The sequence below is a fragment of the Janibacter cremeus genome (assembly GCF_029395675.1).
Lineage (GTDB): Bacteria > Actinomycetota > Actinomycetes > Actinomycetales > Dermatophilaceae > Janibacter > Janibacter cremeus_A.
Genome location: NZ_CP115184.1, coordinates 3,068,489 through 3,082,778, shown reverse-complemented (window position 1 = coordinate 3,082,778; position 14,290 = coordinate 3,068,489). Strand labels below are relative to the sequence as shown.

The 14,290-nt window shown below is 68.7% G+C and carries 15 protein-coding genes and 1 tRNA gene; 10 read left to right on the top strand and 6 right to left on the bottom strand.

Going from position 1 to position 14,290, the window contains the following annotated elements; translation table 11 throughout:
- Positions 1-48: 48 nt before the first annotated feature.
- From O9K63_RS14730 to O9K63_RS14720, 3 genes are read left to right on the top strand one after another with little or no spacing between them, the layout of a single operon-like run.
- The gene (locus tag O9K63_RS14730) at positions 49-1,365 is read left to right on the top strand and encodes an MFS transporter (protein WP_277239037.1); all 1,317 of its coding nucleotides are present in this window, start codon (positions 49-51) and stop codon (positions 1,363-1,365) included.
- On the top strand, positions 1,358-2,023 hold the full coding sequence (locus O9K63_RS14725) for an ArsR/SmtB family transcription factor (RefSeq protein WP_277239036.1): 666 nt from the start codon (positions 1,358-1,360) through the stop codon (positions 2,021-2,023). Before O9K63_RS14730 ends, O9K63_RS14725 begins: the two co-directional genes overlap by 8 nt.
- Before the next feature lie 25 nt (positions 2,024-2,048).
- Positions 2,049-2,744: a PIG-L deacetylase family protein gene (locus O9K63_RS14720; protein ID WP_277239035.1), complete on the top strand. Its 696-nt coding sequence runs from the start codon at positions 2,049-2,051 to the stop codon at positions 2,742-2,744.
- 10 nt (positions 2,745-2,754) lie between these two features.
- Here the strand turns inward: O9K63_RS14720 and O9K63_RS14715 are convergent, their stop codons facing one another.
- The 3 genes from O9K63_RS14715 to O9K63_RS14705 form a co-directional block, all read right to left on the bottom strand.
- Positions 2,755-3,624 carry a dienelactone hydrolase family protein gene (locus O9K63_RS14715; RefSeq protein ID WP_277239034.1) on the bottom strand — a complete coding sequence of 290 codons (870 nt, stop codon included), beginning with the start codon at positions 3,622-3,624 and terminating at the stop codon, positions 2,755-2,757.
- A gap of 193 nt (positions 3,625-3,817) precedes the next feature.
- Positions 3,818-4,177 carry a hypothetical protein gene (locus O9K63_RS14710; RefSeq protein WP_277239032.1) on the bottom strand — a complete coding sequence of 120 codons (360 nt, stop codon included), beginning with the start codon at positions 4,175-4,177 and terminating at the stop codon, positions 3,818-3,820.
- Positions 4,174-4,977, bottom strand: coding sequence for a maleylpyruvate isomerase family mycothiol-dependent enzyme (locus tag O9K63_RS14705; RefSeq protein WP_277239030.1), 804 nt, complete (start codon positions 4,975-4,977; stop codon positions 4,174-4,176). The genes O9K63_RS14710 and O9K63_RS14705 overlap by 4 nt, the downstream gene beginning before the upstream one ends.
- A 110-nt stretch (positions 4,978-5,087) precedes the next feature.
- Between O9K63_RS14705 and O9K63_RS14700 the strand changes: the two genes are divergently transcribed.
- Positions 5,088-5,720 (top strand): PadR family transcriptional regulator, encoded by a 633-nt coding sequence (locus O9K63_RS14700; protein ID WP_277239028.1) that lies wholly within the window; start codon positions 5,088-5,090, stop codon positions 5,718-5,720.
- A 778-nt stretch (positions 5,721-6,498) separates the two neighbouring features.
- Here O9K63_RS14700 and O9K63_RS14695 read toward each other — a convergent pair.
- Entirely contained in the window at positions 6,499-6,900 is a 402-nt protein-coding gene (locus tag O9K63_RS14695; protein WP_277239026.1) for a heavy metal-responsive transcriptional regulator, read from the bottom strand.
- Positions 6,901-6,955: 55 nt separating this feature from the next.
- Between O9K63_RS14695 and O9K63_RS14690 the strand changes: the two genes are divergently transcribed.
- The 5 genes from O9K63_RS14690 (at position 6,956) to O9K63_RS14670 (ending at position 11,890) form a co-directional block, all read left to right on the top strand.
- Positions 6,956-7,261 carry a thioredoxin family protein gene (locus O9K63_RS14690; RefSeq protein ID WP_185220908.1) on the top strand — a complete coding sequence of 102 codons (306 nt, stop codon included), beginning with the start codon at positions 6,956-6,958 and terminating at the stop codon, positions 7,259-7,261.
- Positions 7,258-8,613, top strand: a complete 1,356-nt coding sequence (locus O9K63_RS14685; RefSeq protein ID WP_277239024.1) for a dihydrolipoyl dehydrogenase family protein — start codon at positions 7,258-7,260, stop codon at positions 8,611-8,613. Before O9K63_RS14690 ends, O9K63_RS14685 begins: the two co-directional genes overlap by 4 nt.
- Positions 8,614-9,057: 444 nt before the next feature.
- The gene (locus O9K63_RS14680) at positions 9,058-10,602 is read left to right on the top strand and encodes a replication initiator (RefSeq protein WP_277239022.1); all 1,545 of its coding nucleotides are present in this window, start codon (positions 9,058-9,060) and stop codon (positions 10,600-10,602) included.
- An 11-nt stretch (positions 10,603-10,613) separates the two neighbouring features.
- Positions 10,614-10,811, top strand: a complete 198-nt coding sequence (locus O9K63_RS14675; protein WP_277239020.1) for a helix-turn-helix transcriptional regulator — start codon at positions 10,614-10,616, stop codon at positions 10,809-10,811.
- The gene (locus O9K63_RS14670) at positions 10,808-11,890 is read left to right on the top strand and encodes a tyrosine-type recombinase/integrase (protein WP_277239018.1); all 1,083 of its coding nucleotides are present in this window, start codon (positions 10,808-10,810) and stop codon (positions 11,888-11,890) included. Before O9K63_RS14675 ends, O9K63_RS14670 begins: the two co-directional genes overlap by 4 nt.
- Before the next feature lie 58 nt (positions 11,891-11,948).
- Here O9K63_RS14670 and O9K63_RS14665 read toward each other — a convergent pair.
- Positions 11,949-12,024, bottom strand: a tRNA-Ala gene (locus O9K63_RS14665).
- 87 nt (positions 12,025-12,111) lie between these two features.
- Here O9K63_RS14665 and O9K63_RS14660 point away from each other — a divergent pair.
- Positions 12,112-13,389: an AI-2E family transporter gene (locus O9K63_RS14660; RefSeq protein ID WP_277239016.1), complete on the top strand. Its 1,278-nt coding sequence runs from the start codon at positions 12,112-12,114 to the stop codon at positions 13,387-13,389.
- 45 nt (positions 13,390-13,434) lie between these two features.
- Here O9K63_RS14660 and O9K63_RS14655 read toward each other — a convergent pair whose 3' ends face one another.
- Complete coding sequence (locus O9K63_RS14655; protein WP_277239015.1) at positions 13,435-14,274, bottom strand: hypothetical protein; 840 nt, start codon at positions 14,272-14,274, stop codon at positions 13,435-13,437.
- Between the last annotated feature and the right edge of the window lie 16 nt (positions 14,275-14,290).

The following is a 14,290-nucleotide window of genomic DNA, read 5'->3' as shown; positions in this document are numbered from 1 at the left end:
CACCTTCTGGAGGTGTCACGTGGGTGACGTCAACAGAGCGCCGAGCTCATGACCCGCACCGGCGCCAACGAGAGCCGCCGGCCGATCGCCCTCGGGCTGCGGGCCAACGCGGCCCAGTTCACGATCCTGGTGGCCATCAACGCCCTCGTCGGCGGCATGGTCGGCCAGCAGCAGACCGTGCTGCCGCTGCTCGCCGAGGAGGAGTTCGGACTCACCGGCTACACCTTCATGTTCACCTACGTGGTCGCCTTCGGCATCACCAAGGCGACGGCCAACTACTTCGCCGGCACTTGGTCGGACCGCTACGGCCGCAAGCCCGTGCTGATCGCGGGATGGCTGTTCGCGATCCCGGTGCCGTTGATGCTCATCTGGGCACCGAGCTGGGGCTGGGTCGTCGTGGCCAACGTGCTGCTGGGCATCAACCAGGGCCTGACCTGGTCCACCACGGTGATCATGAAGATCGACCTGGTCGGGCCGAAGCAGCGCGGGTTGGCGATGGGCCTGAACGAGGGGGCCGGATACGGCGCGGTCGCGGTCACCTCGATGGCGGCCGGCTACCTGGCTGCGGAGTACGGCCTGCGGCCGGCGCCTTTCCTGCTCGGCCTCTCCTACACGGCGCTTGCGCTCGGTCTGTCCACGTTGGCGGTGAGGGAGACCCGTGACCACACGAAGGTCGAGGCGGCCACGCACGTGCCGCGTGCCGACGGCAGGCACGACCACCTCCACAGCGAGCTCAGCAATCGCGACGTCTTCACCCAGACCAGCTTCCGCGAGCCGGCCCTGTCCTCGGCCAGCCAGGCGGGCCTGGTCAACAACCTCAACTTCGGCCTGTCGTGGGGACTGTTCCCGCTGCTGTTCGCCGGCTCGGGGCTGCCGGTCGGCCAGATCGGGGTGCTGTTCGCGCTCTACCCCGGCGTGTGGGGCGTCGGGCAGCTGTTCACCGGCGCCCTGTCGGACCGGTGGGGACGCAAGCATCTGATCACCCTCGGCATGTTCACCCAAGCGACTGCGCTGGCGGTGATCGCCGCCGCCGACTCGTTCGGCCTGTGGGCCGCCAGCACGATCCTGCTCGGCGCCGGCACGGCGATGGTCTACCCGACCCTCCTCGCGGCGATCGGGGACGTGGCGCATCCTGCCTGGCGCGGCCGTGCCGTCGGCGTCTACCGGGTCTGGCGCGACCTCGGTTATGCAGTTGGAGCACTCATGGGCGGCGTCGTCGCTGATCTCTGGAGCCTGCGCACGGCAGTATGGGTCGCAGCGGCGGTCAGTGTCGTCTCGGCGCTGGTGGTCGTCATACGCATGTACGAGACACACCACGGTTTGGCGGTCGCGGCGACGCAGGATGAGGAGACCAAGGATGGGTGAGCGCGCCGCCAAGGAGGCCCTGTACGCCGAGTTCGCCGCAGTGGGCAAGGTCCTCGGCAACCCCAAGCGCCTCGAGCTCCTCGACCTCCTGGCCCAAGGTCCGCGCAGTGTCGAGGACCTCGCCAACGCGGCGGCGGTGGGCATGAGCACCTGCTCGACCCACCTGCAGTCCCTGCGTGAGGCCGGTCTGGTCGATCCTCGTCGGGAGGGCAAGCGTATCTACTACTCGCTCGCCGGTGACGACGTCGCGGGACTGTGGGAGCACCTCCGGCGGGTCGCCCAGGCCCATCGGCCCCACACCGAGGTCGCACGTCGCGCCTACCTGGGTCCCGGCGACACCGAGGCCGTGGACACCGAGGAGCTCCTCCGGCGTCTCGATGTCGGGGATGTGGTCGTGCTCGACGTACGCCCCGACGTGGAGTACGCGGGGGGCCACCTCCCGGGCGCCCTGCACGTCCCGCTCGAGGAGCTCTCCGACCGGCTGGCGGAGCTGCCTCGCGACCGCGAGATCGTCGCCTACTGCCGCGGCCAGTACTGCGTGCTCGCTCACGACGCCGTCCGGCTGCTGAACGCCGAGGGACGCCGAGCCAGGCGAGCCGCCGACGGGGTCCTGGAGTGGCGCGTGGCCGGCCTGCTGGTGGACACGGGCGCCGCTTGACCGTCCCATCCGAAGAGGAGGATTGATGCCGCAGACACAGCTGCCGCCGTGGCGCTCGGCGCTCGCAGTCGTCGCTCACCCGGACGACGAGTCGTTCGCGCTCGGAGCCATCCTGGCTGCCTTCGCCGAGACAGGGGCCCGGGTGGAGGTCCTGTGCCTGACCCGCGGCGAGGCCTCCACCCTGCACGGCGTCGAGGGCGACCTGACCGAGCTCCGCGCCCACGAGCTCACCGCTGCCGCCGAGGCGCTCGGGCTCCACGACGTGACGCTCCTGGCCTACCCCGACGGGCGACTCCCCGAGGTGGGCCTCGACGAGCTCGCCACGCACGTCGTCGCCGCCGCCCGCCACATCGACGCCGAAGGAATCATCGGCTTCGACCTCACCGGCGTCACCGGTCACGCCGACCACGCCCACGCGACCGCCGCCGCGATCCGCGCCGCAGAAGACCTCGCACTGCCGGTCCTCGGCTGGACCGTCCCAGCCACCGTCGCCGCGACACTGCGTGAGGAGTACGGGGCCCCCTTCGACGGGTACGACGAGAGCGAGATCGACCTCGTGATCACCGTCGACCGATCGCTGCAGAACAAGGCCGTCGGATGTCACCCCAGTCAGGCCGTGCCCGGCAGCGTCCTGTGGCGCCGCATCGAGCTTCTCGGGGACCACGAGCACCTGCGCTGGCTACACCGGGCCGAGACCGGCCCGTCGAGGCAGACGTCCTGACCTTCTGACGTCATGGACGGGCCGTGTCGACACCTCGTGGGATCTCGACCCGTCGCGACCGGACCCTGCTCGTCGCCATCGCGCACGCGGCGAGGGCGTTCAAGGGCGCAGCCGCTCGGCGAGAAACGCGAGGACCCGGTCCAGGGCGACCCGGGTCGTCGACGAGGGAGACCGTGAGCACCGCGTGGGCTGATGGCGCGATGCCGGCCGCGTTGCCCGGCGAAGAGTCGATCTCGATCCCCTCGAAGGACGTCCCGAGCGTCGCCCGCAGGGTCTCGAACCTCTCAGGAGGGCAGCCGCGGTCGTTGGTGAACCGGAGCCCGAGCACGCGGAGTCCGTCATTCGCCCGTTCCGTGATGGTGGTCAGATCCTGCGCATCGAGGCCCAGGGCGGCACGCCCCCGCTTCCCGATCGGCGCGGGCATGACCGGCTGGCTCATGACGGACGCGAGGACCGACGGTTCGAGCGCGGTCGCCAGCGCGAAACCTCCGGTGAAGCACATCCCGACCACACCGACCCCGGGACCGCCACACTCACGGTGGGCCGACGCTGCGAGTGCCCGCAGCCACCCGACGACGGGGCTGGTGCGGTCGGCCAACTTCGTGAACTCGCGTGCCACGCAGACCTGCAGGATCGACCGCAGGACCTCGCGGCCGTTCGCCGGGGCTGCGGGGCGCCCGTACAGGGACGGCAAGTACACGGTGTACCCGGCGGCGATGAGCCGACGGGCGAAGTCGATGACGCCCGGATGCAGGCCGGGGATCTCGTGGAGCACGAGAACCGCTGGCCCCGAGCCACTGCGGAAGACCTCATACGTGCGCCGGTCGTGTGAGAAGTCGAACGCGTGGAACTCCTGGCCGATGTGCTCGCTGGGGCTCATACCGACTCCTCCCATCCATGGTTCGCCCAGCATGGTCGCGCCACGGCCAACCGCAATGACGATCGGAGGCCGAAGCACCCGGCGTGCACCCGCCCCGACCACGGACCGGCTTGCGGCGAGGCGCAGACCGGACTGCGGAGCCCCCCTTCGTGTGCGATGGCCGTGACGTTCGGGGGGCCTCCGCGGTGCCTTCCTACAGCCTGCCGACGACGTGGGCGAGCACCTGCGACATCTGGTCATGAGGGCTGAACTCGACCATCCTGACGGCTTCCTCGACAACAATGGTGTGACCTGAGGGCCAGTAGTAGATCTCGCCCGGGCCTACTGCTTCTTCAGTTCCGTCCTCGTAGTTCACGCGGATTCTGCCTTCGATGAGGAATCCCCAGTGCGGGCACTGACAATGATCGCGCTCCAGCCCCTCGAGCAACGGCCCGAAGTCCAGGCCGGCCGGATACTGCATGTACGCGCTGGTCGTCCCACCCCACTCCGTCCCTCGGAACATCTCTCCGATGGCCTCGTGGGCGATCGGAAGGTCTTGGACTTTGCTCTTCATCTTCGTTCCCTCTCTCTCTTCTGGACCCGTGCTCGCGACCAGCGGACGCGATGGCCGTTGTGCCAGGTGTCGAGAACGTCTCGGTTGCCTACGACCTCGATCGTGGAATCGTCACCTCGGTTCCACAGGGCCAGGTACAGCTCCGATGCCGGGCCGATGAGAGTCACGTCGGCGGGATGCCCTCCTCCAGTGGAGGTGATTCCGTTCGGGGCCATCGTGACGTGCCATCGAGTGTCGGTGTCGTTCGCGTGGACAGCCATCGTTCCGGGACTGTCGATCGAGAACCTGGTACCCCGGGGAGCGAAGGAGGCGAGCAGCTCGTCGATTCCGTCTGTGGCGAACTCGGGGTCGAAGCTCGTCGGGGTCATGCCCGCGGACTCGGCATCGAAGCGGTGGACCGCGGTCTCGTGGGCTTGGCGTCGAGCCCACATCGCAAGCGGGGAGGGGGCGGGCAGGAACGTCCGGCACTCGAGGTCGACTGGAGCTGACGTGAGCTCACGAACCAAGTTGAGGTTCGTCTCGAGGTACCAGTCGATCAACTCGGCGTCGCCGGGCCAGAAGACTGCGAGATCAGGCCAATAGCCCGACAACTCGGAGAGGTCATCGACCCACATCTTCGCGGCGCGGTTGGCCACCTGCGCAGCAGCCCAAAGGTGGATTTCGGCGAGGTGTCGGACGAGGTCACGCACATCCCACCCGGGACAGGATGAGACGGGCGCATCAAGATCGGTGCGCCGAGCAGCGCCAGCGAAGAGCTGAGCTTCCAGTTGGAGAGCCTCGATGTGCCGGTCGATTTCCATGTTGTTCTCCCATCCTCAGGCCTTCGGCGGCCGTTGAGGGATAGTTCGGGTCGAACCGAACTACTGCAACATGCACTAATCTATACTGCATCTTGCAGTATGGTCAAGGTATGTCGCCAAGATTGACCCCGTCCTCTTATGCAGTCCTCGGCCTCCTGCACCTCAAACCCTGGACCGGCTACGAACTCACCCGCCAAGCCCAACGAAGCCTTCGCTACGCCTGGCCCAAATCCGAGCGACTTCTCTACTCCGAACCCAAGAAGCTCGTCGAACTCGGATACGCCACGGTCCACCAAGAGGACAGCGGCAACCGAACCCGCAACGTGTACACAATCACCGGAGAAGGACGCCAAGCCCTCACCGAGTGGACGACCACCCGGACCGAGCCGCCCCGTTTCGAAGTTGAGGCCCTGTTGAGGCTCCTCTTCGCCGACCACGGCTCACGCGAAGACGCGCTCCGAGCCCTTGACGAGTTCGAGGACGACATCGGCGCTCACCACCAGGCCATTGTCGAACTCATGGGCTCCTACCTCGACGGCGGCCACCCATTCCCACAACGGACACACCTCTCCGTGCTCTTCGCCACCTTCCAGATCGACATGTTCAAGACGATCGAACGGTGGATCGAGTTCGCGCGAGTCGAAATCGACGAATGGCCAACCACCAAGGACCTCGGGATGACCCCACGGACCGAGGCCCTCACACGCCTCCTGGCCCAAGATCACTCACCACTGAACCCATAGGCGCGTTCCACCTCAGGAGCGAGAAACATCGCGTCCGCGCCGAACTCTTCGGAGCCATCTCGAATGATCGATCGGGCCGGTCCGGAGCGGCTCGAAGCACCGTCGGGGGCGCCCGGGGGGGGGGGGGGCAGATCGGGAGGTGAGGTCGGAATGACAACGAGAAACCCCGGCCACAGAACCAGCGTTTCCGCTGCTGTGCCGGGGATCTTCGGTGGTGGAGCTGAGGGGATTCGAACCCCTGACCTTCTCATTGCGAAGGCAATCCGGGGTTGTCCTGCCCCGAGGATCTGGCACGGTTGTTTGCAATCCATTGCACCTACTGGCGGTCGCCATCCGCTCGGGGGGCATCCGGGGGGCACGAAGAGCCGCCGACCCGATAGCGGAGCAGCCCCGGCCGGAGCGGGCTCGGATCAAGCGGCGATCGACTCGGGAAGGCATGGGCCGCAGGCGCGGAGCGCGTCCCGGATGGTGCAACCACTGGCCGCTTGATCCGTGACCGTGGAGGACGGATCGTGTAGCGACGGGTCGGCGGATCGAAGGGTGAGGGCGTCTCGGTACTGAACCGGGGCGCCTTCGTCATGCCTGGCCGATCGCGATAGGGCGGCCGCGAGAACGGCCGCCAGGCCGCATGCGCAGCGGGCGCCCGCGAAGCGGGCGGCCAGCGTTGACGGAGTCGCCGCCTTGAGTCAGTAGAGAAAGTTCTCACATCCCCCGCCTGGCGCGCCACAGTGACGCCCGGGATTGGCACCTTGTGGCTGCCGAATCCGAGCGTTTGAGGCTAGGTCCCTGTGGAGAGTACGTGGCAGATGTGGTCGTCTGTGCAGTCAGCGGGATTCAGCTGCTGGCTGCGCTCGTGCAGTGTTTCGAGTTCAGTTTGTAGCCCGGCAAGGTGCCGGATCCGTTCCCGCACGTCGGAGAGTTTGGTGTTGATGAGTCCGCCCACGTGCTCGCAGGGCGCTGTGCCGTCGTCACGGAGGTCGATGATGCTGCGGATCTCGGAGAGCGTGAGACCGGCGCCTTGGGCCACGCGGATGAAGCGCAACCTGACCAGCGTGGATTCGTCGTAGACGCGGTAGCCGTTGGTGCTCCGTTCGGCGTGGGGCAAGAGGCCTTTGCGTTCGTAGAACCGGATGGTCTGGCTGCTCACTGAGGCAGCGTCGGCGAGCTCACCGATCAACATGTCGTCCACCTCCAGCCTTGACCTTCTAGTACAGTACAACGTTTACCGTCGGAGCATGGACGTCGCCTTGTTGTACTTCGATGACTGCCCGAACTGGAAGTTGGCCGATCAGCGGCTTGCCGCGATCGCCGTCGAGCGCCCTGATGTTGTGGTGACCCGGCGCCGCGTTGAGACCGTGGATGAGGCCGAAAGGCTGGGCTTCCACGGGTCGCCCAGCATCCTGGTCGGCGGGGTCGACGTCTTCGCCGGGCCAGGTGCGGAAGTGGGCTTGTCCTGCCGCCTGTACCCCACACCGGACGGTTTGGCGGGGGCGCCCACGATGGAGCAGCTTCGAGCAAAATTCGACGTGGCGGTGGCATGACGATGCGGGGCTACGACTTGATGGTGATCGGAGCGGGCATGGCCGGCGTGGCAGCGGCCAATAAGTGCGCCTCGGCGGGGTGGAACGTGGCGATCGTCGACGCGCTGCCGTACGGCGGCACGTGCGCTCTGCGTGGGTGCGACCCGAAGAAGATCCTGCGCCGGGGTGCCGAGATCATCGACAGTGCGCACCTGATGCGCGGCAAGGGTATCGACGACGCCAATCTGTCGATCAACTGGGCGGATCTGGTGAAGCACAAGCACGGGTTCACCGACCCGGTGCCAGCAGGCATAGAGGATGGCCTCGCGGGCAATGGCGTCGACACACTGCACGGACAGGCACGGTTCACCGGTCGAAACACACTCACGGTCGACGGCACTCCGTACGAGGCGGCACACTTTCTGATTGCCGCGGGCGCCCGCCCCCGCCCACTGGCCTTTCCGGGCCATGAGCACCTGATCGACAGCACAGACTTCATGGACCTTCCCGAGTTGCCAGAGCGGATTCTGTTCGTCGGTGGTGGCTTCGTCTCCTTCGAGTTCGCCCACATCGCGGCGCGCGCGGGCAGCACTCCGGTCATCCTCGACCGCGGGCCCCGACCGCTCAAGGCCTTCGACCCCGACCTGGTCGAGCTCCTCATCAGCCGCGGCGCTGATGCCGGAGTCGGGCTGTGGCGCTCCAGCACCATCACCGCCATCGAGAAGTCCGCTGCCTCCTACCGGGTCGAGATGGAACGGTCTGGCCAGCCCGAGACGGTGGAGTTCGACCTTGTCGTGCAGGGCGCGGGCCGGGTACCGAATCTGGACGGACTTGACCTCGAGGCCGCTGGGATCGAGTGGGACGAACGTGGAGTGCGGGTAGGGGCTGATCTGCGGAGCACCAGCAACTCGGCGGTCTACGCCGCCGGCGACGCAGCCAGCAGCCCCGGGATGCCACTGACACCGGTAGCGGTGTTCGAGGGCAAAGTTGCCGCGTCGAACATGCTCAAGGGGACCGCGACCGCACCCGACTACGCCGGGGTGCCCACTGCGGTCTTCACGATCCCTGAACTCACCCGAGTGGGGATGCTCGAACAAGACGCCCACGACCACGGCCTCGACGTCGAAGTCCGCTACCGCGACACGAGTAGCTGGTTCTCCAACTACCGGATCGGCGAGACCACTGCAGCCACCAAGATCCTCGTCGAGCGAGCCACGGACAAGATCCTCGGGGCGCACCTACTCGGCCCGGGATACGGCGAGCTGATCAACTTCCTGGGCTTGGCCATAAAGCTCGAGCTGACCACCCGTCAGCTGAAGTCAATGACCGCCGCCTACCCCACCGTCGGGTCAGACCTCGGATCGATCCTCTGAGGGGACTTGCCGCGCTCGTGCAGCCACCCGATCGCTCCAATCACATATCAAGCCGGTCGACGTGGGCAGACGCGACCAAGCCTCGGGGACCGTTAGGAAAGAGTCAGGTTTGCGTCAAGGATCTCCGCGAAAGTGGGACTGGGCCCCCTTGGGGGGCAACGTGGCTGGTGCGGATCATCACAGACGCACACACATGGACGGGAAGTATCCCCGGGGGTCGGCTCCCCTCTCGGGCCTGACGGCTCGCTCTCACCGATAGCCGCGACAGAGACTCACTGAACTGGATCCGCACCCGCACCCCCTTCGGTGTGCCCGGCGTTGAGCGGCTCTGGAACGTCGGTGACCAGGCATCGCCGCTCACCCCACAGTCTGGGTGTGCCGCGCGGATCCCAGAGCCGCACTCCGGTCCGCGTGGCACACCCTTCTTTGGTTGGGGAGGGGACCGTGGCCACCACAGACACGCCTGCCCCTGCCGCCGGTGAGGACCGCTTTCCCGGCTTCGGGGAGGACGCGCCGCTGGACATACCCGACCTCAACCACCCCGAGAACGCCAAGCTGATCGCCCAGCGGATGCGCGACGGGAGCATGGACGACTTCTCCCAGGCCCTGGGCACCACCCGCAACTGCGCCCACCCCGTCCGGCTGGCCGGGTCCTCGGTCACCGTCGACACCACCACGGGCGAGATCGTCTCTTCCTTTGATGCCAGTGACCTGCCGTTCGGGGTGCTGCACCGCGCGTGCGGCAACCGGCGTGCCTCGGTGTGCCCGTCCTGCTCACGCACCTACGCCCGTGACACCTACGCCCTCATCCATGCCGGGGTCGCCGGCGGCAAGACCGTCCCCGAGCAGGTGCGGGACAACCCGCTGCTGTTCGTCACCCTCACCGCCCCATCCTTCGGACCCGTCCACGGCCACCGGAAAGGACGCGCGTGCCGGCCACGACGACGCGACGACCGCAGCCGCTGCCCCCACGGCCGGCCGCTGTGGTGCACCCGCATCCACGATCGCGACGACGAGGTCAACGGCGCGCCGTTGTGCTTCCAGTGCCACGACACCGCGTCTGCGGTGATGTGGCAGTGGCACGCCCCCGAGCTGTGGCGACGCTTCACCATCGCCTTCCGCCGGGCCGTCGCCCACCACCTGGCCGTCCCCGACTCCCGCCTGGACGAGCACGCGTCGATCCAGTACGCCAAGGTCGCCGAACACCAGGCACGCGGCCTGATCCACTTCCACGCCCTGATCCGCCTCGACGGACCCGCCGCCGGCGGCACCGGTTCGCCCGCTCCCCCATCACTGGACGGCGACACCCTCGCAGCCCTCGTCCACCGGGTCGTCCCGACCGTGACGACCATCGCCGAGCCGGTCGACCACGAGGACACCCCACGAGTGCTGGTCTTCGGCACCCAGGTCGACGTGCGTACCGTCCGTGCCGGCTCGCGCACCGACGACCCGACCGGCCCACTGACCCCCGACCAAGTCGCCGGATACCTGGCCAAGTACTCCACCAAGGACTCCTCCGGCCTGCACGGCCACGGCCAACAACGCCCGCACATCCTCGCCCTGCGGCGGCAATGCGCGGAGATGGCTGCCCGGGCCGCGACCTTCCACGACCAGGACCACGACTACCAACGGATGGGCAAGTGGGTGCACTGCCTGGGCTTCCGTGGCCACTTCGGCACCAAGTCCCGCCGCTACTCGATCACCCTCGGCGCCCTGCGTCGTGCCCGCTCGCGGTGGCAGGCCCTGGCTGCCGAGTCCCGCCGCACCGGCCAACCCCTCGACACCCGCGACCTCGAAGCCCGCCTCCTCGCCGACGACGCAGAAGAGACCACCCAGGTGATCGGAACCTGGGCCTACGTCGGCACCGGCTGGCGCGACCACCTCGAACAAGCCCTCGCCCTGGCGGTCGCAGCCCGCAACCGCGAGTACGACCTGTGGAAAGCCGAACGCCGCAGGGACCGAGATGCGCTAGACACGAGGGGACGATGATGGAGCAACAGATGCAGGACCAACCAACACCGGCGCTCGAGCGGTTGTTGACCACCGCGGAGGTCGCAGAGGCGCTGCAGATCTCGCCGTCGACACTGTGCCGATGGCGACAGGTGGGCCACGGGCCACGGGTGACGTGGCTGACCCCCTTCAGCCCACGCTACCAGCGGGAGGACGTGGCCGCCTGGGTGAAGCGGAGCGCGGCGTGAGCGTGCAGAAGCTGCCGAACGGTCGGTTCCGCGCGAAGCTGAAGAGCGGCCGGGTCGATGTGGCGAGCAAGGTCTTCGACACCCAGCGGGAGGCGAAGGGATGGCTCGCCCGCGAGCGGGCGGCACTGGCCGGCGGGGTCGACCCCCGCGCCGGCCGGCAACGCGTGCGCGTCCTCGTCGCCCAGTGGCTCAAGGTGCGGTCCACGACCGTCGCCGCCAAGACCTACCGGAGCGACCAGGACCTGCTGCGCCTGATGCCGACGAGCATGCTGGCGCTGCACGTGTCCGCCGTCTCCGGGCGGGAGGTCGCGCGCTCGTTCGAGGCGCTCCTCGCGGACGGTCTGGCGGAGAGCTCCGTTCAGCGGTTCCGGGCCAGCCTGTCCTCCTTCTTCGCCTGGTGCGTGCGGGAGAAGATCGTCGTGGCCAACCCGGTCACGGGGGCGCGTGTACCCAAGCAGTCCGGCGAGGTCGAGGAGATGGACCCTTTCAGCGAGGAGGCGCTGGAGGCGGCACATGCCCAGTGGACCGCGATCTCGCCGCACCTGGCCGACCTGATGCTCGTGCTCGCGTGGACCGGGTTGCGCTGGGCCGAGGCCCGGGCGATGCGGGTCGAGGACGTCATGCAGGTGCCCACGCCGGGTCTGCTGGTGCGCCGCTCCCAGCCCGAGGGCCACGCGATCAAGGGCACCAAGGGCCGGCGATCCCGACGGGTCCCCCTGGCCAACCGGGTGCTGCCGATCGTCCAGCACCTGAGCGAGGGCAAGCACCAGCGGGATCTGCTCTTCACGACCGAGCGCGGCGCCCAGCTGCACCGCTCGGCGGTCCTCCGCAGCCTGAACTGGCCGACGACCGGCCAGGGCCGTCGGGTGCACGACCTGCGACACACGGCGGCCTGCCTCTGGCTGAGCCGCGGCGTGGACCCGGGCACCGTCCAGGCGTGGATGGGACACGAGTCGATCGCGACCACGAACCGGTACCTGCACTTCCTCGGTACGGGTGCCGATCGGGCCGGTCTGGAGCGGCTCAACGCACCGTCGGGGGGCACCCGGGGGGCAGATCGGGAGGCGAGGTCGGAATGACAAAGAGAAACCCCGGCCACAGAACCAGCGTTTTCGCTGCTGTGCCGGGGATCTTCAGTGGTGGAGCTGAGGGGATTCGAACCCCTGACCTTCTCATTGCGAACGAGACGCGCTACCAACTGCGCCACAGCCCCAAGAACGTCGGTAACCATAACACCGCCCCTGCCCCTCACCACAATTCCGCGGACTAGAGTCGAGCCCACCCGACCCCGAGGAGCCGCATGTCCGCCAAGCGCCGCCTGAGAGGACTCGGGCTGCCGCGGCCATCACGGCGGCTGGCGAGTCTCCCCGCCCGTCGCGAGGACCGGCCGATCGTCATCCGGACGGCGCCCGAGTCCGACGACGGCGTCACCGCGGTGCCGGGGACCGTGCGGGCCCTCTCGGAGTGGGCGTGGCGCTCCCTGATCATCGCCGTCGCCATCGTCGCGGCCCTCAAGCTCGCCACGATCCTGGCCCAGGTCGTCATCCCCGTCGTCGTCGCGCTGCTGCTCGCCGCCCTCCTCGAGCCGCTGTTCTGCCGGCTGCGGATCATCCTCCCCAAGGGCGTGGCCGCACTCATCACCGTGCTCGGGACCCTGGCGGGGATCGTGGCGCTCTTCAGCTACGTCGGCAACCAGTTCGCGACCCAGGTCGGCGACATCGTCGACCAGGTGACCAAGGGACTGTCCCAGTCACGTACGTGGGTCGAGAGCACGTTCGGGCTCAGCGAGGCGCAGCTGACGGGGTGGTTCGCCGAGCAGTGGGCCACGATCTCCGAGGGCGACCGCCTGTCCAACCTGGCCACCCAGGCCGGTTCCGCCCTGGGACAGGGACTCACCGGCTTCCTGCTGGCGATGTTCACCCTGTTCTTCTTCCTCTACGACGGGCCCGGGATCTGGGCCTGGGCCGTGCGGCTCTTCCCCCGCGCCGCCCGGGCCAAGGTCCTCTCCTCCGGGGCGATCGCGTGGCACCAGCTGAAGGCATTCACCCGCGCAACGATCCTGGTCGCGGGGGTCGACGCCCTCGGGATCGGGCTCGGTGCGTTCGCGCTCGGCGTCCCCCTTGCCTCGGGCATCGCCCTGCTCGTCTTCATCGGTGCCTTCGTGCCGATCGTCGGAGCGCTGGTCTCCGGGTTCATCGCGGTGCTGCTCGCCTTCGTCGCCAAGGGACCGGTCACCGCGCTGCTCATGCTCGGCGTCGTCGTCGCCGTGCAGCAGATCGAGCAGCAGCTGCTCCAGCCCCTGCTGCTCGGTCGTGCCGTCCGGGTCCACCCGCTCGGGGTGATCCTCGGCATCGCCACCGGCATCATCCTCGGCGGCGTCATCGGCGCACTGATCGCCGTGCCCCTCGTGGCAGTGCTCAACGCCGTCGGCCACAACCTGCTCGACCCGGACCCAGCGGACGTGGACGATCCGGAGCAGCTGACCACGGACAGCGAGGACGCCGAGATCGCCGAGGACCTCGTGCAGGCCGAGGAGCGTGCCGAGATCAAGCCCGGGGAGAGCCCCTACTCGACCTGACCGGGTGGTCCCGATGCGAGCGGGCGAAGGGGGGTGTCGCCCGGCTCAGGCCCAGCCGGCGATGGCCGGCAGGTCCTCGTCCTCGACCTCGATGACCTGCGGGACGTCACCAGCCGGTGCGGGTGCCGGCGACGCCGGCACGGGCGCGGGCTCGCGACGCTCGGCCTTGGCCTTCATCGTGTACATCGGGCGCGGCACGGGCGTCGGCTGCCATGTCCCGGGCTCGGGCTCGGCGACGGTGGCCACCGGCTCGACGACGACCTCCTCGACCGGATCCTGGTCCTGGGCGACGTCGTAGACGCGGGTGCTGCGAGCGGCGGGCCGGGCCACATCGGGCGCAGCGGTTCGTGCAGGGGCAGCCGGGCGGGCCGGCGCCACCGGACGCTCGGCACGCGGCGCCACATCCTGGCGACGCTCGACGCGGACACGGCGGGCGGCGGAGCGCTCGGCGACGACGGCGCGGCGCAGCCAGACGAAGGCCGCGACGACACCGACCAGCGGCACGAGGATCGCCCACCAGGGCAGCGGACCGAGGACCGCGGCGACCGCGACGAGCGGCACCAGCGTGATCATCGCCAGCAGCGTCAGGCCACGCAGTCGGCGCGGCACCCCGCCGGCCCGCCCGGCACGGGCGGGCGTGGCCTCGGCGTGCTTGACGGTGACCTCCGGGCGGGCGGCCCGGGTCGGGGCGACGGAGTAGGAGCGCGGCATCGGCTCGGCGGCCCCGCGCCCCATGCGGTGGTCGTCCAGGACGCGCATGGCGGCGGAGAAGCGATCGACCGACCGGACCGTGGACAGGTGGTCGCGGCGCTTGATCCAGTACTGGAGCAGATAGACAGCCCAGATCGCCACGACGAGGACGAAGATCAAGCTGCTTGGCTGCACGAGGACAACGCTAGGC